This is a genomic window from Pseudomonas sp. CFBP 13602 (genome assembly GCF_014842725.1).
In the GTDB taxonomy this organism is placed as follows: Bacteria; Pseudomonadota; Gammaproteobacteria; order Pseudomonadales; family Pseudomonadaceae; genus Aquipseudomonas; species Aquipseudomonas baltica.
This window is the reverse complement of record NZ_JACYVT010000007.1, coordinates 182,330-204,408: the sequence shown is the minus strand read 5'-3', so window position 1 is coordinate 204,408 and position 22,079 is coordinate 182,330. Positions and strand designations below refer to the sequence as shown.

General features: G+C 63.2%; 18 protein-coding genes and 2 tRNA genes. 11 read left to right on the top strand and 9 right to left on the bottom strand.

What is annotated here, in order from left to right; genetic code table 11:
- Positions 1-369: 369 nt before the first annotated feature.
- Positions 370-1,572, bottom strand: coding sequence for an MFS transporter (locus IFU31_RS16110; RefSeq protein WP_192103708.1), 1,203 nt, complete (start codon positions 1,570-1,572; stop codon positions 370-372).
- Between the two features lie 108 nt (positions 1,573-1,680).
- Between IFU31_RS16110 and IFU31_RS16105 the strand changes: the two genes are divergently transcribed.
- The 4 genes from IFU31_RS16105 (at position 1,681) to pepN (ending at position 6,474) form a co-directional block, all read left to right on the top strand.
- Positions 1,681-2,604, top strand: coding sequence for a LysR family transcriptional regulator (locus IFU31_RS16105; RefSeq protein ID WP_122478950.1), 924 nt, complete (start codon positions 1,681-1,683; stop codon positions 2,602-2,604).
- An 82-nt stretch (positions 2,605-2,686) separates the two neighbouring features.
- A complete protein-coding gene (locus tag IFU31_RS16100; protein WP_122478948.1) occupies positions 2,687-2,947 on the top strand; it encodes a YeaC family protein in 261 nt (86 codons plus the stop codon).
- 26 nt (positions 2,948-2,973) lie between these two features.
- The gene (locus IFU31_RS16095; RefSeq protein WP_192103866.1) at positions 2,974-3,804 is read left to right on the top strand and encodes a DUF2797 domain-containing protein; all 831 of its coding nucleotides are present in this window, start codon (positions 2,974-2,976) and stop codon (positions 3,802-3,804) included.
- A gap of 12 nt (positions 3,805-3,816) precedes the next feature.
- Positions 3,817-6,474, top strand: coding sequence for an aminopeptidase N (pepN, locus tag IFU31_RS16090; protein ID WP_192103706.1), 2,658 nt, complete (start codon positions 3,817-3,819; stop codon positions 6,472-6,474).
- A gap of 173 nt (positions 6,475-6,647) precedes the next feature.
- On the opposite strand, the gene sugE is transcribed toward pepN, so the two are convergent.
- From sugE to rdgC, 3 genes are all read right to left on the bottom strand, one after another.
- Entirely contained in the window at positions 6,648-6,962 is a 315-nt protein-coding gene (sugE, locus tag IFU31_RS16085; protein WP_122478945.1) for a quaternary ammonium compound efflux SMR transporter SugE, read from the bottom strand.
- 116 nt (positions 6,963-7,078) lie between these two features.
- Positions 7,079-8,035: a bile acid:sodium symporter family protein gene (locus IFU31_RS16080; RefSeq protein ID WP_192054087.1), complete on the bottom strand. Its 957-nt coding sequence runs from the start codon at positions 8,033-8,035 to the stop codon at positions 7,079-7,081.
- A 384-nt stretch (positions 8,036-8,419) separates the two neighbouring features.
- Complete coding sequence (gene rdgC / locus IFU31_RS16075) at positions 8,420-9,340, bottom strand: recombination-associated protein RdgC (RefSeq protein ID WP_192103704.1); 921 nt, start codon at positions 9,338-9,340, stop codon at positions 8,420-8,422.
- Positions 9,341-9,501: 161 nt separating this feature from the next.
- Between rdgC and IFU31_RS16070 the strand changes: the two genes are divergently transcribed.
- Both IFU31_RS16070 and IFU31_RS16065 read left to right on the top strand, forming a co-directional pair.
- Positions 9,502-9,577, top strand: a tRNA-Val gene (locus IFU31_RS16070).
- A 19-nt stretch (positions 9,578-9,596) separates the two neighbouring features.
- Positions 9,597-9,673, top strand: a tRNA-Asp gene (locus tag IFU31_RS16065).
- Positions 9,674-9,890: 217 nt separating this feature from the next.
- Here the strand turns inward: IFU31_RS16065 and IFU31_RS16060 are convergent.
- From IFU31_RS16060 to IFU31_RS16050, 3 genes are all read right to left on the bottom strand, one after another.
- The gene (locus tag IFU31_RS16060; RefSeq protein WP_122478939.1) at positions 9,891-10,331 is read right to left on the bottom strand and encodes a CBS domain-containing protein; all 441 of its coding nucleotides are present in this window, start codon (positions 10,329-10,331) and stop codon (positions 9,891-9,893) included.
- 144 nt (positions 10,332-10,475) lie between these two features.
- Positions 10,476-10,916, bottom strand: a complete 441-nt coding sequence (locus tag IFU31_RS16055; protein ID WP_192103702.1) for a hypothetical protein — start codon at positions 10,914-10,916, stop codon at positions 10,476-10,478.
- Between the two features lie 50 nt (positions 10,917-10,966).
- Positions 10,967-13,720 (bottom strand): response regulator, encoded by a 2,754-nt coding sequence (locus IFU31_RS16050; RefSeq protein ID WP_122479694.1) that lies wholly within the window; start codon positions 13,718-13,720, stop codon positions 10,967-10,969.
- Between the two features lie 284 nt (positions 13,721-14,004).
- Here IFU31_RS16050 and cysM point away from each other — a divergent pair, with 284 nt between their 5' ends.
- The 5 genes from cysM to IFU31_RS16025 all read left to right on the top strand — a co-directional run bounded on the left by cysM (position 14,005) and on the right by IFU31_RS16025 (position 20,058).
- A complete protein-coding gene (gene cysM, locus IFU31_RS16045) occupies positions 14,005-14,907 on the top strand; it encodes a cysteine synthase CysM (protein ID WP_192047512.1) in 903 nt (300 codons plus the stop codon).
- Positions 14,907-16,298, top strand: coding sequence for a 23S rRNA (uracil(1939)-C(5))-methyltransferase RlmD (gene rlmD / locus IFU31_RS16040; RefSeq protein ID WP_192057437.1), 1,392 nt, complete (start codon positions 14,907-14,909; stop codon positions 16,296-16,298). Before cysM ends, rlmD begins: the two co-directional genes overlap by 1 nt.
- Before the next feature lie 76 nt (positions 16,299-16,374).
- The gene (gene relA, locus IFU31_RS16035; protein WP_122478932.1) at positions 16,375-18,618 is read left to right on the top strand and encodes a GTP diphosphokinase; all 2,244 of its coding nucleotides are present in this window, start codon (positions 16,375-16,377) and stop codon (positions 18,616-18,618) included.
- A gap of 37 nt (positions 18,619-18,655) precedes the next feature.
- The gene (mazG, locus tag IFU31_RS16030; RefSeq protein WP_122478930.1) at positions 18,656-19,489 is read left to right on the top strand and encodes a nucleoside triphosphate pyrophosphohydrolase; all 834 of its coding nucleotides are present in this window, start codon (positions 18,656-18,658) and stop codon (positions 19,487-19,489) included.
- A 26-nt stretch (positions 19,490-19,515) separates the two neighbouring features.
- Positions 19,516-20,058, top strand: coding sequence for a DUF2058 domain-containing protein (locus IFU31_RS16025; protein WP_122797447.1), 543 nt, complete (start codon positions 19,516-19,518; stop codon positions 20,056-20,058).
- Between the two features lie 54 nt (positions 20,059-20,112).
- On the opposite strand, the gene IFU31_RS16020 is transcribed toward IFU31_RS16025, so the two are convergent.
- Positions 20,113-20,295, bottom strand: coding sequence for a hypothetical protein (locus IFU31_RS16020; protein WP_122478927.1), 183 nt, complete (start codon positions 20,293-20,295; stop codon positions 20,113-20,115).
- A 242-nt stretch (positions 20,296-20,537) separates the two neighbouring features.
- Positions 20,538-21,890 carry a dicarboxylate/amino acid:cation symporter gene (locus IFU31_RS16015; RefSeq protein WP_122478926.1) on the bottom strand — a complete coding sequence of 451 codons (1,353 nt, stop codon included), beginning with the start codon at positions 21,888-21,890 and terminating at the stop codon, positions 20,538-20,540.
- Between the last annotated feature and the right edge of the window lie 189 nt (positions 21,891-22,079).

Sequence of the window (22,079 nt, the reverse complement as noted above, 5' to 3'; positions counted from 1 at the left end):
CACACCGCCTTGCCCACCGACGCGGCTCGCGCCGCTGCTACATCCAATCCCCGCCGACCTGTAGCAGCGGCGCAAGCCGCGTCTGGCCTCACCGTGTTCATCCAGACACGCCGCCTTGCCCGCCGACGCGGCTCGCGCCGCTGCTACATCCAATTCCCGCCGACCTGTAGCAGCGGCGCAAGCCGCGTCTGGCCTCACCGTGTTCATCCAGACACACCACCTTGCCCGCCGACGCGGCTCGCGCCGCTGCTACATCCAATCCCCGTCGACCTGTAGCAGCGGCGCAAGCCGCGTCCTGCCTCACCGCGTTCATCCAGACACACCGCCTTGCCCACCGACGCGGCTCGCGCCGCTGCTACAGACATGTGGTTACCTGGCTGCTGCGGGGCGCTTGATCATCAGCAGGGCTACGATCAGCGCCAGCACCGCCACGCCGGTGGCCAGCAGGCCGAGGGATTCCAGGCCAAATTGACGAATGCCCAGGCCACCGAAAATAGCGCCCAGACCAATGCCGGCATTGGCCGCCGAGATGTTCAGCGACGCCGCCAGGGCCTGAGCCTTCGCGCCAGCCTGCATCACGCGCACCTGGCAGATCGGAAACAGCGCCGTATAGGCGATGCCCCAGGCAATCAGTGCCGCGATCAACCAGGCGCGCTGCTCGGCCAGCGCCACCGCAGCGGTCATGCCTGCGCCCAGCACCAGCAGAAACACCACCATCGCCCCCAGCGGGCGTCGGTCGACCATGCTGCCACCCAAGTGGTTACCCAGCATGCCGACTGCGCCGAAGCCCATCAGCCACCAACCGACCTGACCTGCCGGCACACTACCCAACCGCTCGAGGATGTCGGCCAGGTAGGTATAGGCGGTGAACATGGCGGTAAAGGTCAGCACCGACAACAGCACGTGGGCCAGGAAGCGCGGCTGACGCAGGATCGCGGTCTGCTTCTCGCCGACCGCAGCGGCGGGCGAGCCAGGCAGTTTCGGCATCACCAGATGCATCAGCACGCCAATCAGCAGCGACACCCCAGCCAGCACCCAGAAGCTCCCGCGCCAGCCGATCAGGTCGGCGGCCACGGTGCCCAGCGGAACGCCGAACACCAACGCTGCGGAAATGCCCAGGTACACCTTGGCCACGGCCTTGCCGGATTGTCCGGGCGCAGCCAGTTGGCCGGCGGTTTCACTGGCCGTGCCCCAGAATACCGGTAGCGCCAGGGCAGGGATGAAGCGAGCGATGGCCAGCACCCAGATATTGGTGGACACCGCCGCCAGCACATTGGACGCCGCGAACACCAGCAGAATCAGGGTGAACAGTTTCTTGTGCTCGACGTGCGCCAGACGCGCCGTCAGATACGGTCCGAACAGCATCACGGTGAACGCGAACAGGGTTACCACCTGACCGGCCAGGGCTATGGAAATGTCCAGGTCCCGTGCCAGGCTCGGCAACAAGCCGACGATCAGGAACTCGGTGGTCACGATGATGAAGGCCGCCACGGCCATGATCAGGATCTGCACGCCGGAAGCGCTGCTGCTCGAAGCAGACGGCGCGGCTTCGGCCATGTGGGAAGAAGACATCGAACTTAACTCCGGAAAGATTTTGTAATAGCCTATTGGGGAAGTCCTGGAAAATCCCGGCCATTAATTACCTTGTGAATTGAACTGGATTCACCAATCGGAGATGCGATGTTTTCCTCGGAGCGCCTCAAGGGCATCGACGTCTTCGTCAGCGTCGCCGACCTGGGCAGTTTCACCGCCGCCGCCGAACGCCTGAACCTCAGCAACTCGGCGGTCAGCAAAGGCGTTGCGCGCCTGGAAGCGCGGCTCGGCGTACGGCTGTTCCAGCGCACCACGCGGCGCCTGGCGCTGACCGAGGCAGGGCAGACCTTCTACCGCACCTGCACCAGCGTGCTCGCCGACCTCGAAGAGGTTGAACTGGCCATGAGCGCCGAGCAGCGCGAACCCCATGGCCGCCTGCGCATCGACCTGCCTGCGTCCTACGGCCGATTGCACGTGCTGCCCCTGATTCTCGAGTTCGCTGCGCGGCATCCGCGGCTGCAGCCTCACGTGTCGTTCTCGGACCGCTTCGTCGACCCTGTCCAGGAAGGCATCGACATCGTCGTGCGCATCGGGGGTTCCGATGCCTGGCCGAGCAACGTCGGGCGACGCTTCCTGGGGCGTCAGCGGCTGGTGTTCTGCGCAGCACCCGCCTATCTGCACGAGCACGGTACGCCACAGGGCGAGCGTGAGCTGGAACAGCATCGCTGCGTTGGCTATGGGCAGACCGATGGCACGGTCTATCCGTGGTACTTCAAGGGCCGCCAGGCCGGCGACATGGAGCGACGGACCATTCATCCGCACGTGGCCGTTGGCGACGGCGAAGGGCAGGTGATGGCCGTGCTTGCCGGGCAGGGCATCGCCCAGCTGCCGACCTGGCTGATCCAGCGGCATCTGGACAGCGGCGCGCTGGTCGAAGTGCTCGCGCCATTGGCCACCGACGGCCTGGCAATGAACCTGGTGTGGCTGAAAAGCCGTGAAGCCCTGCCCAAGGTGCATGCCCTACTGGAATTCCTCACCGCGCGACTGACCCCGGCCGGCTCGGTTCCCTAGCGGTCTAGGGCCGGGGATCGGGATTTCGCTTTACGCACTCGGTACACCGTTTAAAATGCCAGCATCCATTGGAGGCCTCCGCATGTCGTCATTCGCCCACATGATCGAAAACATCACCCCTGATATCTACGAAAGCCTCAAGCTGGCCGTCGAAATCGGCAAATGGTCCGACGGCCGCAAGCTGACCGCCGAGCAGAAAGAACTGACCCTGCAGGCCATCATCGCCTGGGAAATGAAGAACCTGCCCGAAGATCAGCGTACCGGCTACATGGGCCCGCAAGAGTGCGCCTCGAAGTCCGCGCCGATCGAAAACATCCTGTTCAAGTCGGATTCGATCCATTGACCTGCGATCTCTTTGCGCAAGACACCCTGCAGGAGCTCGGTCGCGGTGCGGCCAGCAAGATGTCCGCACAGCTCGAGGCGCCAGTGGTGCAATACCATCTGCGTCTGGGCGATACGCAGATTGCCGTCAATCCCTTGATCGGCAGCAAGCTGCGCCTGGAGTTTCTCGGCGCCATCCACTGCGTGAACTGCGGACGCAAGACCAAGACCAGTTTCAGCCAAGGCTACTGCTACCCCTGCATGACCAGGCTGGCCCAGTGCGACGTGTGCATCATGGCTCCGGAAAAATGCCACTACGACGCCGGTACCTGCCGCGATCCGGCCTGGGGCGAGCAGTTCTGCATGACCGATCATGTGGTCTATCTGGCCAACTCTTCAGGGGTCAAGGTCGGCATCACCCGCGCCAGCCAGTTGCCTACCCGCTGGCTCGACCAGGGCGCCAGCCAGGCACTGCCGATCATGCGCGTGGCGACTCGCCAGCAATCCGGGCTGGTCGAAGACCTGTTCCGCTCGCAGGTCGCGGACCGCACCAACTGGCGCGCGCTGCTCAAGGGTGACGCCCCGGCGGTGGACCTGGTGGCCATCCGTGAGCAACTGTTCGACAGCTGCGCGGCCGGTATCCACATGCTGCAGGATCGCTTCGGCCTGCAGGCGATCCAGGCCCTGAACGATGTGGACCCCATCGAGATCCGCTACCCGGTGCACACCTACCCGAGCAAGATCGCCAGCTTCAACCTGGACAAGAACCCCATCGCCGAAGGCACGTTGCTGGGCATCAAGGGTCAATACCTGATCTTCGACTCCGGCGTCATCAATATTCGCAAATACACGGCTTACCAATTGGCCGTGCATCAGTAGAAGGGTTTTCGCATGCGTACCGAACAACCGAAAATGATCTACCTGAAAGACTATCAGGCGCCCGATTATCTGATCGACGAGACGCACCTGACCTTTGAGTTGTTCGACGATCACAGCCTGGTCCACGCGCAGTTGGTCATGCGCCGCAACCCGGCGCGCGGGGCCGGGCTGCCACCGCTGGTGCTCGACGGCGAGTTGATGGAACTGCTCGGCGTCAAGCTCGACGACAGCGACCTGGGTGCCGCCGACTACCAGCTGACCGCCGACAGCCTGACCCTGCAGCCGCGCAGCGAGGCGTTCACCGTCGACACCAGCGTGCGCATCCACCCCGAAACCAACACCGCACTGGAAGGCCTGTACAAGTCCACGGGCATGTTCTGTACCCAGTGCGAGGCCGAAGGTTTCCGCAAGATCACCTACTACCTCGACCGTCCCGACGTGATGAGCCGCTTCACCACCACGTTGATCGCCGACCAGCAGCAGTACCCGATCCTGCTGTCCAACGGCAATCCGGTCGGCAACGGCCCACAGGAAGATGGCCGGCACTGGGCCACCTGGGAAGACCCGTTCGTGAAACCGGCGTACCTGTTCGCGCTGGTGGCCGGTGACCTGTGGTGCGTGGAAGACAGCTTCACCACCGTCAGTGGTCGCGATGTGGCGCTGCGCATCTATGTCGAGCCGGAGAACATCGACAAGTGCGCTCACGCCATGACCAGCCTGAAGAAGTCCATGCGTTGGGACGAAGAAGCCTACGGCCGTGAGTACGACCTGGACATCTTCATGATCGTCGCGGTCAACGACTTCAACATGGGCGCCATGGAAAACAAGGGCCTGAACATCTTCAACTCCAGCGCCGTGCTGGCCCGCGCCGAAACCGCCACCGATGCCGCCCACCAGCGGGTCGAGGCCATCGTGGCCCACGAATATTTCCACAACTGGTCGGGCAACCGGGTGACCTGCCGCGACTGGTTCCAGTTGTCGCTCAAGGAGGGCTTCACCGTCTACCGCGATGCAGGCTTCAGCGCCGACATGCATTCGCCGACCGTCAAGCGCATCCAGGACGTCGCCTACCTGCGCACCCACCAATTCGCCGAAGATGCCGGCCCGATGGCCCACGCGGTGCGCCCCGACAGCTTCATCGAGATCTCCAACTTCTACACCTTGACCGTGTACGAGAAGGGCTCGGAAGTGGTCGGCATGCTGCACACCCTGCTGGGCGCCGAAGGCTTCCGCAAGGGCAGCGACCTGTACTTCGAGCGTCACGATGGCCAGGCCGTGACCTGCGACGATTTCATCAGTGCGATGGAAGACGCCAACGGTGTCGAGCTCAAGCAGTTCAAGCGCTGGTACAGCCAGGCGGGTACACCACGCCTTCAGGTAAGCGAACACTTCGATGCGCAAGCTCGCACCTACAGCTTGACCCTGCGCCAGAGCTGCCCCGAGACCCCGGACAAGGTCGAGAAGCTGCCATTCGTGATTCCCGTTGCGCTGGGCCTGCTGGACGCCAGTGGCCGCGAGCTGCCATTGCGTTTGCGCGACGAGGCCGCGGCGGTCGGTACCAGCCGTGTGCTGGCGGTGACCGAGGCCGAACAGACCTTCACCTTCGTCGACATCGCCGAGCAACCATTGCCGTCGCTGCTGCGCGGCTTCAGTGCGCCGGTCAAGCTGATCTTCCCGTATACCCGTGACCAGCTGATGTTCCTCATGCAGCACGACAGCGACGGTTTCAACCGCTGGGATGCCGGCCAGCAGCTGTCGGTCCAGGTGCTGCAGGAAATGATCGGCCAGTACCAGCGCGGCGAGTCGTTGTCGATGGATCCACGCCTGCTCACGGCCTTGGCCAGCGTGCTGGAGACTCCGCAACTGGATCCGGCGATGGTTGCCGAGATGTTGTCGCTGCCCAGCGAGGCCTATCTGGCCGAGATCAGCGAAGTGGCCGATGTCGACGCGATCCATGCCGCTCGCGAATTCGCCCGCAAGCAGCTGGCCGACGGTCTGTTCGATGGGCTGTGGACGCGCTACCAGGCCAATCGCGAGGTCTCCAGGGCCACTGCGTACGTGGCCGAGAAAGAGCATTTCGCCCGCCGCGCGCTGCAGAACATCGCGTTGTCCTACCTGATGCTCAGCGGACGTCCCGAAGTGCTCGCCGCTACCCTCGAACAATATGATGCCTGCGACAACATGACCGAGCGCCTGACGGCCCTGGCAGTGTTGGTCAATTCGCCATTTGACGCGGAAAAGACCCGTGCATTGGAAGCGTTCGCCGAACACTTCAAGGACAACCCGTTGGTCATGGACCAGTGGTTCAGCGTGCAGGCGGCCAGTGGCTTGCCGGGCGGGCTGCAGCGGGTGAAGGCGCTGATGCAGCATCCGGCGTTCACCCTGAAGAACCCGAACAAGGTGCGTGCGCTGATCGGTGCCTTCGCGGGTCAGAACCTGATCAACTTCCATGCGGCCGATGGCTCGGGCTACCGTTTCCTGGCCGACCTGGTGATCGAGCTCAATGCCCTGAACCCGCAGATCGCCTCGCGGCAACTGTCGCCGCTGACCCGTTGGAGAAAGTACGACAGCGCGCGGCAGGCACTGATGAAAGCCGAGCTTGAACGGATTCTCGCCTCCGGCCCGCTGTCCAGCGACGTCTACGAAGTGGTCAGCAAAAGCCTGGCTTGATGGATTGATTGGTGGGGATTCTTCGCGGGCAGAGCCCGCTCCCACAATGAATGCGGGTACATCGTCTCATTGTGGGAGCGGGCTCTGCCCGCGAAAAGGGCGCCGCAAATTGGCTGACGCACCGCAGCGCTCGGTTCGCGGCCACAGACCGCTCCTACAGGAGCGTTACAGGATCAAGTGCTGACCTTCAGCCCCACCAACCCCAGGATGATCAGACCCACACTGACCATCCGCATCAGCGCCATCGACTCGCCAAACAGCACGATACCGGCAATCACCGTACCCACCGCACCGACCCCGGTCCAGATGGCATAGGCGGTGCCCAAGGGCAGCTCACGCATGGCCAGGCCGAGCAGGCCGAGGCTCGCCGCCATGGCGGCAACGGTCAACACGGTAGGAAGGGGGCGGGTAAAGCCGTCGGTGTACTTCAGGCCGATGGCCCAGCACACTTCGAACAGACCGGCGAAGAACAACAGTAACCAGGACATGGAAAAACCCTCATCGAAGATGGGGTCGTCCCCGTTTGCAGGAAAAGTGGCGCCGGGTCGTCCCGGCGCCGAACACCATGTTGCCCATCCTTGCCCGATGGATCAAGTGCGACCGGTCAAGGTTCGGTCTTCAACGCGCCCGGCTCGGTGCCTTCCATGCGCCGGAAATAGGTCGAGAGCAGTGCTCCGGAAATATTGTGCCAGACGCTGAACAAGGCGCTGGGCACCGCCGCCAGCGGTGAGAAGTGAGCACTGGCCAAGGCCGCGCCCAGTCCCGAGTTCTGCATCCCGACTTCCAGGGCCAATGACTTGCGCTGCGCCAGCGGCAGCTTGAACAGCTTGCCGGTGAAGTAGCCGAGCAGGAAACCGAAACTGTTGTGCAGAATCACCACCGCCATGATCAACAGGCCCGACTCGGCAATGCGTGCCTGGCTGGCCGCGACCACGGCGCAGACGATCAACACGATACTCACCACCGACACCAGCGGCAGCACATCGACCGCCAGCTGGACCCGCGAACCGAGCAGCTTCTGGGCAACGACGCCCAGAACGATCGGCAGCATGACCAGTTGCAGGATCGACCAGAACATTTCCATGAACGATACCGGCAGCCAGGCCGAAGCCAACAGCCAGATCAGGGCAGGGGTGAGCAGCGGGGCGAGCAGGGTGGTCACCGCGGCGATGGCCACCGACAGCGCCAGGTCGCCCTTGGCCAGCCAGGTCATCACGTTGGACGAGGTGCCGCTCGGGCAGCAACCGACCAGAATCACACCGACGGCGATCTCCGGCGGCAGATGGAACACCTGGCACAACAGCCAGGCGACACCTGGCATGATCACGAAGTGCGCGACCACGCCCAGCGCCACGCGCCACGGATGACGCCCGACCTCGGCAAAATCGTCGAGCTTGAGGGTCAGGCCCATGCCGAACATCACCAGGCCCAGCAGCGGCACGATCAGCGGCTTGAGGCCGATGAACCATTCAGGCGCCAGAAACGCCAGTATGGCGAACAGCAGGACCCAGTAGGCAAAGGTATTGCCAACGAAGCGACTCAAAGCGGCCAAGGCGCGCATGGGGTAGTTCCTTCTTATATAGAATCATCATGTTGGTACCCACGAACCCCTGTGGGAGCGGTCCGCGGCCGCGAAAGCCACACCACGGTCTGCCTGACACACCGCAGCGCCCCTTCGCGGGCAGCGCTCGCTCCCACAGAAATCGCGCACCCCCTGTAGGAGCGGTCCGCGGCCGCGAAAGCCGCACCACGGTCTGCCTGACACATCGCAGCGCCCCTTCGCGGGCAGAGCCCACTCCCACAGAAATCGCGCACCCCCTGTAGGAGCGGTCCGCGGCCGCGAAAGCCACACCACGGTCTGCCTGACTCACCGCAGAGCCCACTCCCACAGAAACCACACAACCCCTGTGGGAGCGGGCTCTGCCCGCGAAGAGCGCGCTGTCGGTCAAATCTCCTGGGGCAGCTCTTCGCCGCCCAGCGCCTCGAACAGCACGGGCAGGAATTCACCGAAGGTCAGCATCATCAAGGTAAAGCTGGCATCCAGCTGCCCCAGCGCTTCCTCGCCACCGTCCTGCTCGGCTTGATCCTGCAGCAATTCCTCGAACTTCAAACGCTTGACCACCATCTTGTCATCCAGCACGAATGACAGCTTGTCCTGCCACGCCAGTGACAACTGGGTAACCTGCTTGCCAGTGCTCAGGTGCAATTGGATCTCGTCGCTGGTCAAATCCTGGCGCTTGCAACGCACGATACCGCCATCTTCATGGGTGTCGCGCAGCTCGCACTCGTCCAGGACATGGAAGTCATCGGCCGCTTTCTGCGTCTTGACCCACTCGGTCATGGTCGCGGTCGGCGCCACCTTCACGGTCAGCGGGCGCACCGGCAACGAGCCGATCACTTCACGCAGGGTCGACAGCAGATCTTCGGCGCGTTTCGGGCTGGCCGAATTGACCAGGATCAAGCCTTGCTTGGGGGCAATGGCGGCGAAGGTCGACGAGCGACGAATGAACGCGCGCGGCAGGAAGGCCTGGATGATCTCGTCCTTGATCTGGTCGCGTTCCTTCTTGTAGACCTTGCGCATCTGCTCGGCCTCGATCTCCTCGACCTTCTCCTTGACCGCGTCACGCACGACGCTGCCCGGCAGGATGCGCTCTTCCTTGCGTGCGGCGATCAGCATGAAATCCTGGCTGACATGCACGAACGGGGCGTCTTCGCCTTTGCCGAACGGCGCCACGAAACCATAGGTGGTCAGTTCCTGGCTGGCACATGGGCGTGCCGGTTTAGTCGCCAGTGCGGTTTCCAAAGCATCGGCGTCGAAGGGGATATCCTGGGTAAGACGGTAGACAAGCAGGTTTTTGAACCACATGGGGTGAAGCACTCCTCAACATTAGGCAGGCATTATTCTCCGTGTGCGAAGCCGACGCCATCCCTGTGCTAAGTGTTTGGAAGGCCTCGAAAATTTTTTTGAAAAAGTGCTTGCCAGAGTTTGGGTCGCTCCGTAGAATGCGCGCCACACCGAGAGACAAAGGGTGATTAGCTCAGCCGGGAGAGCATCTGCCTTACAAGCAGAGGGTCGGCGGTTCGATCCCGTCATCACCCACCAATCTCTCTCAGTGTTACGCGCAGCGGTAGTTCAGTCGGTTAGAATACCGGCCTGTCACGCCGGGGGTCGCGGGTTCGAGTCCCGTCCGCTGCGCCATTAATTCCGCCTCAGAGCCCTTGAACTCTCTGAAGCAAAAAAAATCGACCTTCGGGTCGCTTTTTTTTTGTCCAGAATTCCTGCCCGCAGGCAGCCCGTGGGATCAATGTCTGGGAGCGGGCCGCGAAATTTGTGGGAGCGGGCTCTGCCCGCGAAGCAGGCGCTGCCGTGTGTCAGGGGTAGCACAGCTCCCACAGGGTTTACCACGCTGGCTGCTTCATTCGCCGCGGATGTACTGCTGCAACTGCTCGATCAGGCTGGCTTGTTCGGCGATGGCTTCCTTGACCAGGTCACCGATGGACAGCAGCCCCAGCAGTTGGCCATTGTCGACCACCGGCAGGTGGCGCAGACGACCCTCGGTCATCAATGCCATGCAATGATCGATGTTCTGTTGGGGAGTCACGGTGATCACATGGGCGCTCATGATCTCGCTGACCGGCGTGCCAATGGACGAGCGCCCCAGCAGCACCATCTTGCGTGCATAGTCGCGCTCGCTGACGATACCCACCACGCGCCCCTCGACCACTACCGGCAGGGCGCCGACGTTCATCTGCGCCATGAGCTTGAGGGCATCGAACACCATCTGTTGCGGCTCGATGGTGTGCACCTGCTGGTTGTGCTGGACTTTACTCTTCAACAGTTCCGCGACGGTTTTCATGGGCTATGGCTCCAGGGAAAGACGAGTGCAGCTAAAGCGCCCTCGTGTGCCGTGGCGCCATGTCAATTAGTCCACGTTCCGCACCGTCCGCTGCATCCCCAAAGCGAACACCACATGCCCAACTGCGTTATGCGGCTGCCGCGTTCAGCCCGCCGGGGCGGCCTGGCACTGTCGGCAGATATGCTTGCCATTGCGATTGGCCCAGCCCAGTTCGGCAATGCGCGCCTGCGCTGCAGGTTTCTGCGCCTTGGTGCCGAGCTTGGCGTCCACCGCAAATTCGAAGTCGAGGACCTTGCCGCAGCTGTCGCAATTGACTTTCCACTGATGGATCGCCAGTTCGCCGAACACCGGGCCGGTGGCCACGGCCACCCACTGGCCAGGCGGGTTGATCAGATGACGGACCTTCTCCACCACCAGGCGCATCGAAAGATCCTTGCTGCCCTTGAGGGTGACCAGCAGGGTGTCGGTGTTGTGGATCGAGCCGCCGTTGCCGGTGACCTGGTAACGGCCGGGCATGAGCGCGCGGCACTCGATCAAGGTGTGCTGCGGGTTGAGCAGACTGAAGCGGAAATCGTGTTCGACCATGGGTCCTCCAAATAGACGCGACATGCTAGCACGCCGGCCACGGCGGGGCCTCAGGCCATCGCGCGGGCCTGTTCCTCGAGGCGAGTGATGGCGTCGTCCAGTTCATCCAGCGCCGCCAAGGCTGCCGGATCGTTCTGCTTGAGCAGGGTTTCGCTGCGCAGGCAGGCCGCACGCAGTTGCGGCACGCCGCAGTAGCGTGTGGCGCCGTGCAGGCGATGCACCCGCTCGATCATGGCATTCTGATCGGCATTGATTCGCGCCAGTTGAATCGCTTCGCGGTCGGCCTGCAGTGACGCCAGCAGCATCGCCAGCATGTCGGCGGCCAGATCGGCCTTGCCTGCCGCCAGGCGCAGGCCTTCGGCGGCATCGAGCACCTGCAGGGTATTGCTTTCCAGCGGCAGGTCCGCGGTCTTGTCCAGGGACTGCGCGCTGAGCGCCAGCCCGGTCCATTTCAGCACCACCTGGGCCAGCTGGCGTTCGCTGATGGGCTTGGTCAGGTAGTCGTCCATGCCGCTCTGCAGCAAAGCCCTCTTTTCATTGGCCATCGCATGGGCAGTCAGCGCCACGATGGGCAGGGCGGCACCGGTCTGGGCACTTTCCCACAGCCGGATGCGCTCGGTGGTTTCGCGGCCGTCCATCTCCGGCATCTGCACGTCCATCAGCACCAGGTCGAGCCCGCCTTCCTGTACGGCCTTGATCGCTGCCGCACCGTTGTCCACCGCTCGCACCTCGGCGCCGAGGTCTTCGAGCAGGGTCTGCACCAGCAGCAGGTTGGCCGGATTGTCGTCCACGCACAGCACGCGCGGTGCGCGCTCGCCGCTGCCCTCGGGGCTTTCGTAGCGCAATTGCTTGGGGTTGATCAGGTCCGCCAGCGCACGACGCAGTCGGCGTGTGCAGCTTGGCTTGGCCTGCAGCTGACGATCCGCATTGGGCACTGCGGCATGGAACAGCGCTTGTTCGGTAGTCGGGCACAGCACCAGCACCTGGCAGCCGCTCTGCTCGATCTCGCGAATCTGCACGCCCAGGCGTTCCGGCGATATCTCATGGGCGGTGATGCCCAGCACGGCCAGGTCGAGCGGCTGGCCTGCCTGCCGCGCAGCGTGGGTGGCCAGTACCAGCTTGTCCAGCGACTTGAAGTCGGTGACGTCCAGGCCACAGTCTTCGAGCTGATGCTGCAGGGCCTGCCGCGCCAGTTCATGGCCATCGACGATCGCGATGCGACGGCCGAGCAGGGGCGCCGACGGCAGGTCCTCGGCATCGTCGCGGGCCTTGGGCAGATTGAGGCTGATCCAGAATTCCGAGCCCTCGCCGGGCGTGCTGTCGACCCCGATCTCGCCGCCCATCTGCTCGACCAGACGCTTGGAAATCACCAGCCCCAGGCCCGTGCCGCCGGGCTGCCGCGACAGCGAGTTGTCGGCCTGGCTGAAGGCCTGGAACAGCGCCCGCACATCCTGGCCGGACAGGCCGATACCGGTGTCCTGGACACTGATGCGCAGTTGCACGCTGTCTTCGTTCTCGTCCTCCATCATGGCGCGGGCGACGATGGTGCCCTCGCGGGTGAACTTGATGGCGTTGCTGACCAGGTTGGTCAGGATCTGCTTGAGCCGCAGCGGGTCGCCGATCAGCGACAGCGGGGTGTCGCGGTAGACCAGGCTGACCAGTTCGAGCTGCTTGGCATGGGCAGCAGGTGCGAGGATGGTCAGGGTGTCCTGCAGCAGGTCGCGCAGGTTGAACGGAATGTTGTCGAGTACCAGTTTGCCGGCCTCGATCTTCGAGAAGTCGAGAATTTCATTGATGATGCCCAGCAGGCTGTCCGCGGATTTTTCGATGGTGCCCAGGTAATCCAGCTGGCGAGGGGTGAGCTCGCTTTTCTGCAGCAGATGGGTGAAACCCAGTATGCCGTTGAGCGGGGTGCGGATTTCGTGGCTCATGTTGGCGAGGAATTCGGACTTGATCCGGCTCGCTTCCAGCGCTTCCTTGCGCGCCAGGTCCAGTTCGATGTTCTGAATCTCGATGGTTTCCAGATTCTGCCGCACGTCTTCGGTGGCCTGATCGATGCTGTGCTGCAGTTCTTCCTGGGCATCCTGCAGGGTTTCGGCCATGCGATTGATGCCGGCGGCCAGGGCGTCCATTTCATGGCTGCCCATGGCCGGTACGCGACTTTCCAGATTGCCGTCCTTGATCTGCGTGACGGTGTCCTTGATCTGCCGAATCGGCGCACTGATGCTGCGACTCATGTGCGCGGCAAGCAGCGCGGTGATGCTCAGCCCGGTGAGGATCAGCAGCAGGCTGGCGAACAGGCTGCGGTAGCCGCGCAGCAAGGTGCCGTCATGGGACAGTTCCAGCTCGACCCAGCCCAGCAGGTGATCGACTTCGCCGGGCACCTCGTCACTGGCCAGGTCGCGATGGCGGCCGAACACGGGCATCAGATAGCGCGTGGCGTCGAAGCCGCTGCGCTGCAGCGAGTGCGTGCTGTTGCCGATCGGCACCGCGTTGAGCATCATCGGCCCGGCATGGGCGAGCAGCGTCCTGTCCGCCCCCAGGAAGGTCACCGAGCGCACGTCGGTCAGCTCCAGGGATTGCGCGGCGATGCGCTCCAGGCGCTCGCGGTCCTTGGCCGCCAGTGCCGGTGCGGCCAGCGGCGCAAGCTGTTCGGAAATCATGTCGCCGCGCTGCAGCAACTGCCGCTGCAGGTCGGACTGCTGCATCCAGGTGAAATAACCCCCCAGGATCAGCGCCATGCAGGTGGCCGGAATGAGCGCGAGCAACAGCACGCGGGTTTTGATACCGAGTTTCTTCAACACGCCGCAGGCGCCTTTCTGACTGAGCAATGCTGGGAAAATACAGCGGGGCGTGCCGATGCGCCAGTCGCGCGCGCCGCGGCGTTGGGCCAATGGCATGTGCAAGGTCGCCAGGGGCTGAACCAGAGCGACCAAAGGTCATGGAAGGGCATTGGACGTGCGCGAGTGAAAGCGCCCCACCAGCTGCTTATGCTTTCGCGCTATAAGGTGCGCACTTTGCGTGATATGGGTAGGCGCCGTTTGCCGGTATGATAGGCCACCCCCGCAGTCTGGATTGCGAATACGCCATGACCCCGCAGTACCTAACCATCGCCGACTGCGTCGGCAACACGCCGCTGGTGCGCCTGCAGCGCCTGGCCGGCGAGACCAGCAACACCTTGCTGCTCAAGCTGGAAGGCAACAACCCGGCCGGTTCCGTGAAGGACCGCCCGGCGCTGTCGATGATCAGCCGCGCCGAAAGCCGTGGGCAGATCCAGCCCGGCGACACCCTGATCGAAGCGACCTCCGGCAATACCGGCATCGCCCTGGCCATGGCGGCTGCGATCAAGGGCTACAAGATGATCCTGATCATGCCCGACAACTCGACGGCCGAACGCAAGGCGGCCATGACCGCGTATGGTGCCGAGCTGATCCTGGTCACCCGCGAGCAGGGCATGGAAGGCGCGCGCGACCTCGCCGAACGCATGCAGAGAGAAGGGCACGGCAAGGTCCTCGACCAGTTCGCCAACGGCGACAATCCCGAGGCGCACTATCGCAGCACCGGCCCCGAGATCTGGCAGCAGACGGCCGGTACCATTACCCATTTCGTCAGTTCCATGGGCACCACCGGCACCATCATGGGCACCTCTCGTTTTCTCAAGGAGCAGAACCCCGCAGTGCAGATCGTTGGCCTGCAACCCATGGAGGGGGCTGCCATTCCCGGCATCCGCCGTTGGCCGGAAGAATACCTGCCGCGCATCTACGAGGCCGATCGGGTCGATCGGATCATCGACATGGCCCAGCACGAAGCCGAAGACACCACCCGCAGGCTGGCGCGCGAAGAAGGCATCTTCTGCGGCGTGTCGTCCGGCGGCGCGGTGGCAGGCATGCTGCGCCTGTCGCGCGAAGTGAGCAACGCGGTCATCGTCGCGATCATCTGCGACCGCGGCGACCGCTACCTGTCCAGCGGCATCTTCGACGCGCCCAACTGATGGCCAGAACCAAACCGGGCCTGCGTTTCCAGCCGACAGGCGGCACCCGTGCGCCACAGGTACCGACCGGCAAGAAACAGCGCCTGCCGATCGAGCGCCTTGCCAACGACGGCCGCGGCATTGCCTTCTTCGAAGGGCGGACGTGGTTCGTCAGTGGCGCCCTGGCCGGCGAGCAGGTCGAGGCGCGGGTGCTCAATGCCCACGGCAAGATCGTCGAAGCGCGCTGCGAGCGCGTGCTCGTGGCCAGCGAACTGCGCCGCCCGGCGCCGTGTCCGCATTTCGGCACCTGCGGTGGCTGCAGCCTCCAGCACCTGCCGCACGACCGGCAGTTGGCGCTCAAGCAAGGTCTGCTGGCCGAGCAGTTGTCGCGCGTGGCCGGAGTCGCGCCCGAGCAATGGGCAGCACCGTTGAGCGGGCCCGAGCTGGGCTATCGCCGACGCGCCCGGCTGGCAGTGCGCTGGGATCCCAAGGCGCGTCATCTGGCCGTGGGCTTTCGCGCTGCAGCCAGCCAGGACATCGTCGACATCAGCCAGTGCCAGGTGCTGGTGCCGGCGTTGCAGCCGGTCATCGAGCAGTTGCCACAGCTGCTGCGCAGCTTCGTCAAACCCCAGTCGCTGGGCCACGTCGAGCTGTACGCGGGTACCGCACTGGCCTTGCTGCTTCGTCATACCGCCGCGCTGGCCGATACTGACCTGGCGGCGCTGCAGGCCTTCTGCACGGACCTGGGCCTGCAGTTATGGCTGCACGGCGAAGGCGAGCCGGCACCGCTGGTCGCAGGCGCAACGCTGGGGTTCGCCCTGGCCCCCTGGGGGCTCGAGCTGGCGTACCGACCCGGTGACTTCGTCCAGGTCAACGCGGCCGTCAACGATGCCATGATCGCCCAGGCGCTGGACTGGCTGGCACCCGAACCCCACGAGCGAGTCCTGGATCTGTTCTGCGGGCTCGGCAACTTCGCCTTGCCCCTGGCCCAGCGCGCGCGCGAAGTGGTGGCGGTCGAAGGCGTGGCGGCCATGGTGCAGCGTGCTGCCGACAATGCCGTTGGCAACAATTTGCATAACACTGGTTTTTACCAGAGCGACCTGTCGCAGCCTCTGGACGCCGCCGAGTGGGTGGGTGAAGGTTTTTCTGCGGTACTCTTGGATCCACCTCGCGACGGTGCTTTCGAGGTGGTGCGCACGATCCGCGCACTGGGTGCGCAACGTCTGGTGTATGTCTCCTGTAACCCGGCAACTTTGGCCCGCGATACGGTCGAATTGTTGAGGCAAGGCTACAGGCTAAAACGAGCCGGGATCCTCGACATGTTTCCGCAAACTGCGCATGTCGAGGCCATGGCGTTATTCGAAGCGGGCCAGGATGGCCCGTCCAATCCGACTGGCGCGCGAAACGCCTGACCATTGCCGGCCCAGCATTGGTCATAGCCAGCGACTGTTGATGCGCTTCGGCGTGTTGTAGGGAAAGGTAAGCAAGATGGTACAGGTGAGAGCACGCCAGCCGATCAACACCGACGGCAGTATCAATCTCGATGCATGGCTGGATCATATCGTCAGCGTGGATCTGGTGCTGGATCGCGAGGCCCTGAAGCAGGCCTGCGAGTTCGCCCAGGCCGCCGAACTGGTCGGCAACCCGGCCCAGCATTCCTGGGCCGACGGCACGTCGTGTTTCCAGGCGGGGCTGGAGATCGCCGAGATTCTCGCCGACCTCAAGCTCGACCAGGATTCACTCATGGCCGCGGTCATCTACCGCGCGGTCCGCGAGGGCAAGGCGAGCCTGGAAGAGGTCGGCCGGCGCTTCGGCAGCACCGTGTCCAAGCTCATCGACGGCGTGCTGCGCATGGCGGCCATCAGCGCCAGCCTCAGCCCGCGCCAGTCCATGGTGCTGGGCTCGCAGGTACAGGTCGAGAACCTGCGCAAGATGCTCGTGGCCATGGTCGACGATGTCCGCGTGGCGCTGATCAAGCTGGCCGAGCGTACCTGCGCGATCCGCGCGGTGAAGAGCGCCGACGACGAAAAGCGCAACCGCGTGGCCCGCGAGGTGTTCGACATCTATGCACCGCTGGCGCATCGACTGGGCATCGGCCACATCAAATGGGAGCTCGAGGATCTGTCGTTCCGCTACCTGGAGCCCGACCAATACAAACAGATTGCCAAGCTGCTGCACGAACGCCGCCTGGATCGCGAGCGTTTCATCACCGAGGTGATGAGCCAGCTGCACAACGAACTGCTCGACACCGGGGTCAAGGCCGACATCAGCGGGCGGGCAAAACACATCTATTCCATCTGGCGCAAGATGCAGCGCAAGGGCCTGGAGTTCAGCCAGATCTACGACGTGCGCGCGGTTCGCGTGCTGGTTCCGGAAATGCGCGATTGCTATACCGCGCTGGGCATCGTGCACACCCTCTGGCGGCACATCCCCAAGGAGTTCGACGACTACATCGCCAACCCCAAGGAGAACGGCTACCGGTCGCTGCACACTGCGGTGATCGGTCCCGAGGGCAAGGTGCTTGAAGTACAGATTCGCACCCACGCCATGCACGAAGAGGCGGAGCTGGGTGTTTGCGCGCACTGGCGCTACAAGGGCACCGACGTCAAGTCCGGGTCCAATCAATACGAAGAAAAGATCTCCTGGCTGCGCCAGGTGCTGGAATGGCACGAGGAGCTGGGCGACATCGGTGGCCTCGCCGACCAGTTGCGGGTCGACATCGAACCCGACCGGGTCTATGTGTTCACCCCCGACGGCCACGCCATCGACCTGCCCAAGGGCGCTACGCCCCTGGACTTCGCCTACCGCGTGCACACCGAGATCGGTCACAACTGCCGCGGCGCCAAGATCAACGGCCGCATCGTCCCGCTCAACTACAGCCTGAACACCGGCGAGCAGGTCGAGATCATCACTAGCAAGCACGGCACGCCCAGCCGTGACTGGCTCAACTCCAACCTTGGCTACGTCACCACGTCCCGCGCACGGGCGAAGATCGTCCACTGGTTCAAGTTGCAGGCCCGCGACCAGAACGTCGCCGCCGGCAAGTCGCTGCTCGAGCGCGAGCTCAGTCGCCTGGGCCTGCCTCAGGTCGACTTCGACCAGCTGGCCGAAAAGGCCAACCACAAGGGCGCCGAGGACATGTTCGCCGCCCTCGGCGCGGGCGACCTGCGCCTGGCGCATCTGGTCAATTCGGCGCAGCAACTGGTCGAGCCCGAACGCGGCAACGAGCCGATGGAGCTGGTCACCCGCAAGGCCACCGGTTACAAGCCTGGCAAGCGCGGCGATATCCAGATCCAGGGCGTCGGCAACCTGATGACGCAGATGGCCGGCTGCTGCCAGCCGCTGCCGGGCGATGCCATCGTCGGCTACATCACCCAGGGCCGCGGCGTGAGCATCCACCGCCAGGACTGCGCATCGGTGCTGCAACTGGGCGGGCGCGAGCCGGAGCGGATCATTCAGGTCAGCTGGGGCCCGGTGCCGGTGCTGACCTATCCGGTCGATATCATCATCCGTGCCTACGACCGTTCGGGCCTGCTGCGCGACGTTTCGCAGATCCTGCTCAACGAGCGGATCAACGTGTTGGCGGTCAATACCCGCTCGAACAAGGAAGACAACACTGCCTTGATGTCGCTGACCATCGAGATCCCCGGCCTCGACGCCCTCGGACGCCTGCTCGGACGCATCTCGCAGTTGCCCAACATCATCGAGACACGCCGTAACCGGACGCCGTGAACCGGCGGATCCCGACACCTTTGCAAAGAGCCCGAGCATGTACACACTGCAAGACCTGCTCAACCTCATGGCCCGGCTGCGTGATCCGCAGCACGGTTGCCCGTGGGATGTGAAGCAAACCTACGCCAGCATCGTGCCGTTCACCCTGGAAGAAGCCTATGAGGTGGCCGACGCCATCGAACGCGAGGACTTCGAGCACCTCCAAGGCGAGCTTGGCGACCTGCTGTTCCAAGTGGTCTATTACAGCCAGCTGGCGCGCGAGGAAGGCCGTTTCGAGTTCGATGGCGTGGTCGATGGCATCACCCGCAAGCTGATTCGCCGCCACCCCCACGTGTTCCCCACCGGCGAGCTCTACGCGGCCCTGGACACGCCGCAGCTGGACGAGCAACAGGTCAAGCAGCGCTGGGAAGAAATCAAAGCCCAGGAGCGTGCCGAGAAGGGCGGGGCGGGCGAGCAGCTGTCGCTGCTCGACGACGTGCCCGCAGCGCTGCCGGCCTTGTCGCGTGCTGCCAAGTTGCAGAAGCGTGCCGCGGTTGTCGGTTTTGACTGGCCGGGACCGCTGCCGGTGCTCGACAAGGTCCGGGAAGAACTCGACGAGGTACTGGAGGCCATGGCCGCCGACGATGCGCCAGCGGTGGCCGAAGAAATCGGCGACCTGTTGTTCAGCGTGGTCAATCTGGCCCGTCACCTCAAGGTCGACCCGGAAAATGCCCTGCGCGGTGCCAACGTCAAGTTCGACAGGCGATTCCGCTTCATCGAGCAGGCATTGCGCGACACCCATACCAACATCCAAGATTGCACCCTGGAAGACATGGACGCCCTGTGGGGCGAGGCCAAACGTCAGGAACAGAATCTGCCCAGCTGTGGCTGAGCCGTTTTATAAGTGAGCAGAACACCATGAGCCTTTCCCTCCGCGACCAATTGTTGAAAGCTGGACTGGTCAACCAGAAGCAGGTCAAGCAAGTCAGCAAGGACAAGCAGAAGCAGAAGCGTCTGGAGAACAAGGGCCAGGTCGAGGTGGACGACACGCAGCAGCGTATCGCCCAGCAAGCCATGGCCGAGAAGGCGCGCCGCGACCAGGAGCTCAATCGCCAGCAGCAGGACAAGGTCGAGGAGAAGGCCCGCGCCGCGCAGGTCAAGCAGTTGATCGAGGCGACCCGGCTGCCCAAGCTCACCACCGAGGACTACTACAACTTCGTCGACGACAAGAAGGTCAAGCGCCTCTCGGTCAACAACCTCATGCGCAGCAAGCTGAGCAACGGTTCGCTGGCGATCGTGCAGCATGGCGGAGGCTATGAGGTGATTCCGCGCGAGGCCGCGCTCAAGGTCCAGGAGCGCGCGCCGCAGCGCATCGTCATGCTCAATGTGGCCACCGAAGAAGTCGAGTCGGCAGAAGATCCATACGCCGCCTACAAGATTCCGGACGACCTGATGTGGTAACGCCCTGAAACGACAAACCCCGCCTGAGCGGGGTTTTTCTTGCGCGGCGAACGGTCAATTCGAAGCGCGTTGGCTTTCGAGTGTTTCCAGTTCGTTCTTGTAGCTGTGGGCATCGTTCTCGTTGTGGAACATCCCTACCAACAGGTCCTGCTGATAGACATCCCAGATCTGGATGCCTGCCGCCACGCCTTCGTGGGACATATGGGCTTCGTCGCGTTCGGTCACTTTTACAGTCATGGGAAAGCTCCTTTCTCGAATATCTGCAACCTGGCGTGTGCAGGTCTTTGTTATAGAGTTGGGTAGCTTGCTAAGTAAACAGACGAATCCTGCAACAGTTTTTTACCAAAACAGCAGCAATCGGCAAACGCCCATGGGGCGTGCGCTGCGGCGGATTGTCGCAGCGAGTTCAGTGCTGTGAAACAAATTTCATCCAACAAAAAACCCATCCGAAGATGGGTTTTTTTTATCGCTGCACAGGATCAGCGCAGGGTAGTGCTCTGTGGCGTGGTGTCGGCATCACGGCCTTCGGCAACGCCCAGGTCGTCTTCCGGACGGCCGTCGACGATGGCGCGGCCACCGGAAGCCAGCTCGGTCTGCAGGACTTTCTCGTCCAGCTCGCCTACCCACTTGGCAACCACCAGCGTGGCAACCGCGTTACCGACCAGGTTGGTCAGTGCGCGTGCTTCGGACATGAAGCGGTCGATACCCAGGATCAGTGCCAGGCCGGCGACCGGCAGTTGGCCAACGGCCGACAGAGTAGCGGCCAGCACGATGAAGCCCGAACCGGTGACACCGGCAGCGCCCTTGGAGGACAGCAGCAGTACCAGCAGCAGGGTGATCTGGTGAGTCAGGTCCATGGTGGTGTCGGTCGCCTGGGCGATGAACACGGCGGCCATGGTCAGGTAGATCGAGGTGCCGTCCAGGTTGAACGAGTAGCCAGTCGGAATGACCAGGCCTACTACCGACTTCTTCGCACCCAGGCGTTCCATCTTGATCAGCATGCGAGGCAGTGCCGATTCCGAGGAAGAAGTGCCCAGAACGATCAGCAGTTCTTCACGGATGTAACGGATGACCTTGACCACACTGAAGCCGTGAGCGCGGCAGATGGCGCCCAGCACCAGCAGCACGAACAGTACGCAGGTGACGTAGAAGCAGATCATCAGCTGGCCCAGCTGCACCAGCGAACCTACACCGTAGGCGCCGATGGTGAAGGCCATGGCACCGAACGCACCCAGCGGCGCCAGCTTCATGATCATGTTGATGATGTTGAACATGGCGTGGGCGAAGCGATCGATCAGGTCCAGCAACGGCTTGCCGTAGGCACCCAGGCGATGCAGGGCGAAACCGAAGATCACCGAGAACATCAGTACCTGAAGGATATCGCCGTTGGCGAAGGCGCCGACGATGGTGTTCGGGATCACGTTGAGGATGAAGCCGACGATGCTCTGGTCAGCGCCTGCCGAAACGTAACTGGCGATCTTGCTGGCGTCCAGGGTCGATACGTCGACGTGCATGCCGGCACCGGGCTGGACCACGTTGACCACGACCAGGCCGATGATCAGCGCCAGGGTCGAGACGACTTCGAAGTACAGCAGGGCGTAGCCACCGGTCTTGCCGACCGACTTCATGCTCTGCATACCGGCGATGCCGCTGACCACGGTGCAGAAGATGATGGGGGCGATGACCATCTTGATCAGCTTGATGAAGCCGTCGCCGAAAGGCTTGAGCTTGACCGCGAACTGAGGGTAGAAGTGGCCGATCAGAATACCGATGATGATCGCGACGATCACCTGGAAATACAGCGATTTGTACAGCGGCTGACGAGTCGTCATTTTGCAAGTTCCTCAAGTGTATCGCCTGGCACCCGTTCCGGAGTGTTCGCGACACCTAAAGCACGAACCCTCCTGTCTGGAGGGATTTGTTGTGGGCGAGTTGCACGGTGGCAAACCTCTGCGGAATGTATTGCAGGTGCCGTGCCATAGTTGCGTACTGATGGCACAACACGGGTGGCTGCGGCCTGG

Excerpts from the sequence above, each read along its gene's own strand:
- IFU31_RS16110 (WP_192103708.1), bottom strand. The coding sequence starts at position 1,572 with ATGTCTTCTTCCCACATGGCCGAAGCCGCGCCGTCTGCTTCGAGCAGC.
- IFU31_RS16105 (WP_122478950.1), top strand. The coding sequence starts at position 1,681 with ATGTTTTCCTCGGAGCGCCTCAAGGGCATCGACGTCTTCGTCAGCGTC.
- IFU31_RS16100 (WP_122478948.1), top strand. The coding sequence starts at position 2,687 with ATGTCGTCATTCGCCCACATGATCGAAAACATCACCCCTGATATCTAC.
- pepN (WP_192103706.1), top strand. The coding sequence starts at position 3,817 with ATGCGTACCGAACAACCGAAAATGATCTACCTGAAAGACTATCAGGCG.
- sugE (WP_122478945.1), bottom strand. The coding sequence starts at position 6,962 with ATGTCCTGGTTACTGTTGTTCTTCGCCGGTCTGTTCGAAGTGTGCTGG.
- IFU31_RS16080 (WP_192054087.1), bottom strand. The coding sequence starts at position 8,035 with ATGCGCGCCTTGGCCGCTTTGAGTCGCTTCGTTGGCAATACCTTTGCC.
- rdgC (WP_192103704.1), bottom strand. The coding sequence starts at position 9,340 with ATGTGGTTCAAAAACCTGCTTGTCTACCGTCTTACCCAGGATATCCCC.
- IFU31_RS16060 (WP_122478939.1), bottom strand. The coding sequence starts at position 10,331 with ATGAAAACCGTCGCGGAACTGTTGAAGAGTAAAGTCCAGCACAACCAG.
- IFU31_RS16055 (WP_192103702.1), bottom strand. The coding sequence starts at position 10,916 with ATGGTCGAACACGATTTCCGCTTCAGTCTGCTCAACCCGCAGCACACC.
- cysM (WP_192047512.1), top strand. The coding sequence starts at position 14,005 with ATGACCCCGCAGTACCTAACCATCGCCGACTGCGTCGGCAACACGCCG.
- rlmD (WP_192057437.1), top strand. The coding sequence starts at position 14,907 with ATGGCCAGAACCAAACCGGGCCTGCGTTTCCAGCCGACAGGCGGCACC.
- relA (WP_122478932.1), top strand. The coding sequence starts at position 16,375 with ATGGTACAGGTGAGAGCACGCCAGCCGATCAACACCGACGGCAGTATC.
- mazG (WP_122478930.1), top strand. The coding sequence starts at position 18,656 with ATGTACACACTGCAAGACCTGCTCAACCTCATGGCCCGGCTGCGTGAT.
- IFU31_RS16025 (WP_122797447.1), top strand. The coding sequence starts at position 19,516 with ATGAGCCTTTCCCTCCGCGACCAATTGTTGAAAGCTGGACTGGTCAAC.
- IFU31_RS16020 (WP_122478927.1), bottom strand. The coding sequence starts at position 20,295 with ATGACTGTAAAAGTGACCGAACGCGACGAAGCCCATATGTCCCACGAA.
- IFU31_RS16015 (WP_122478926.1), bottom strand. The coding sequence starts at position 21,890 with ATGACGACTCGTCAGCCGCTGTACAAATCGCTGTATTTCCAGGTGATC.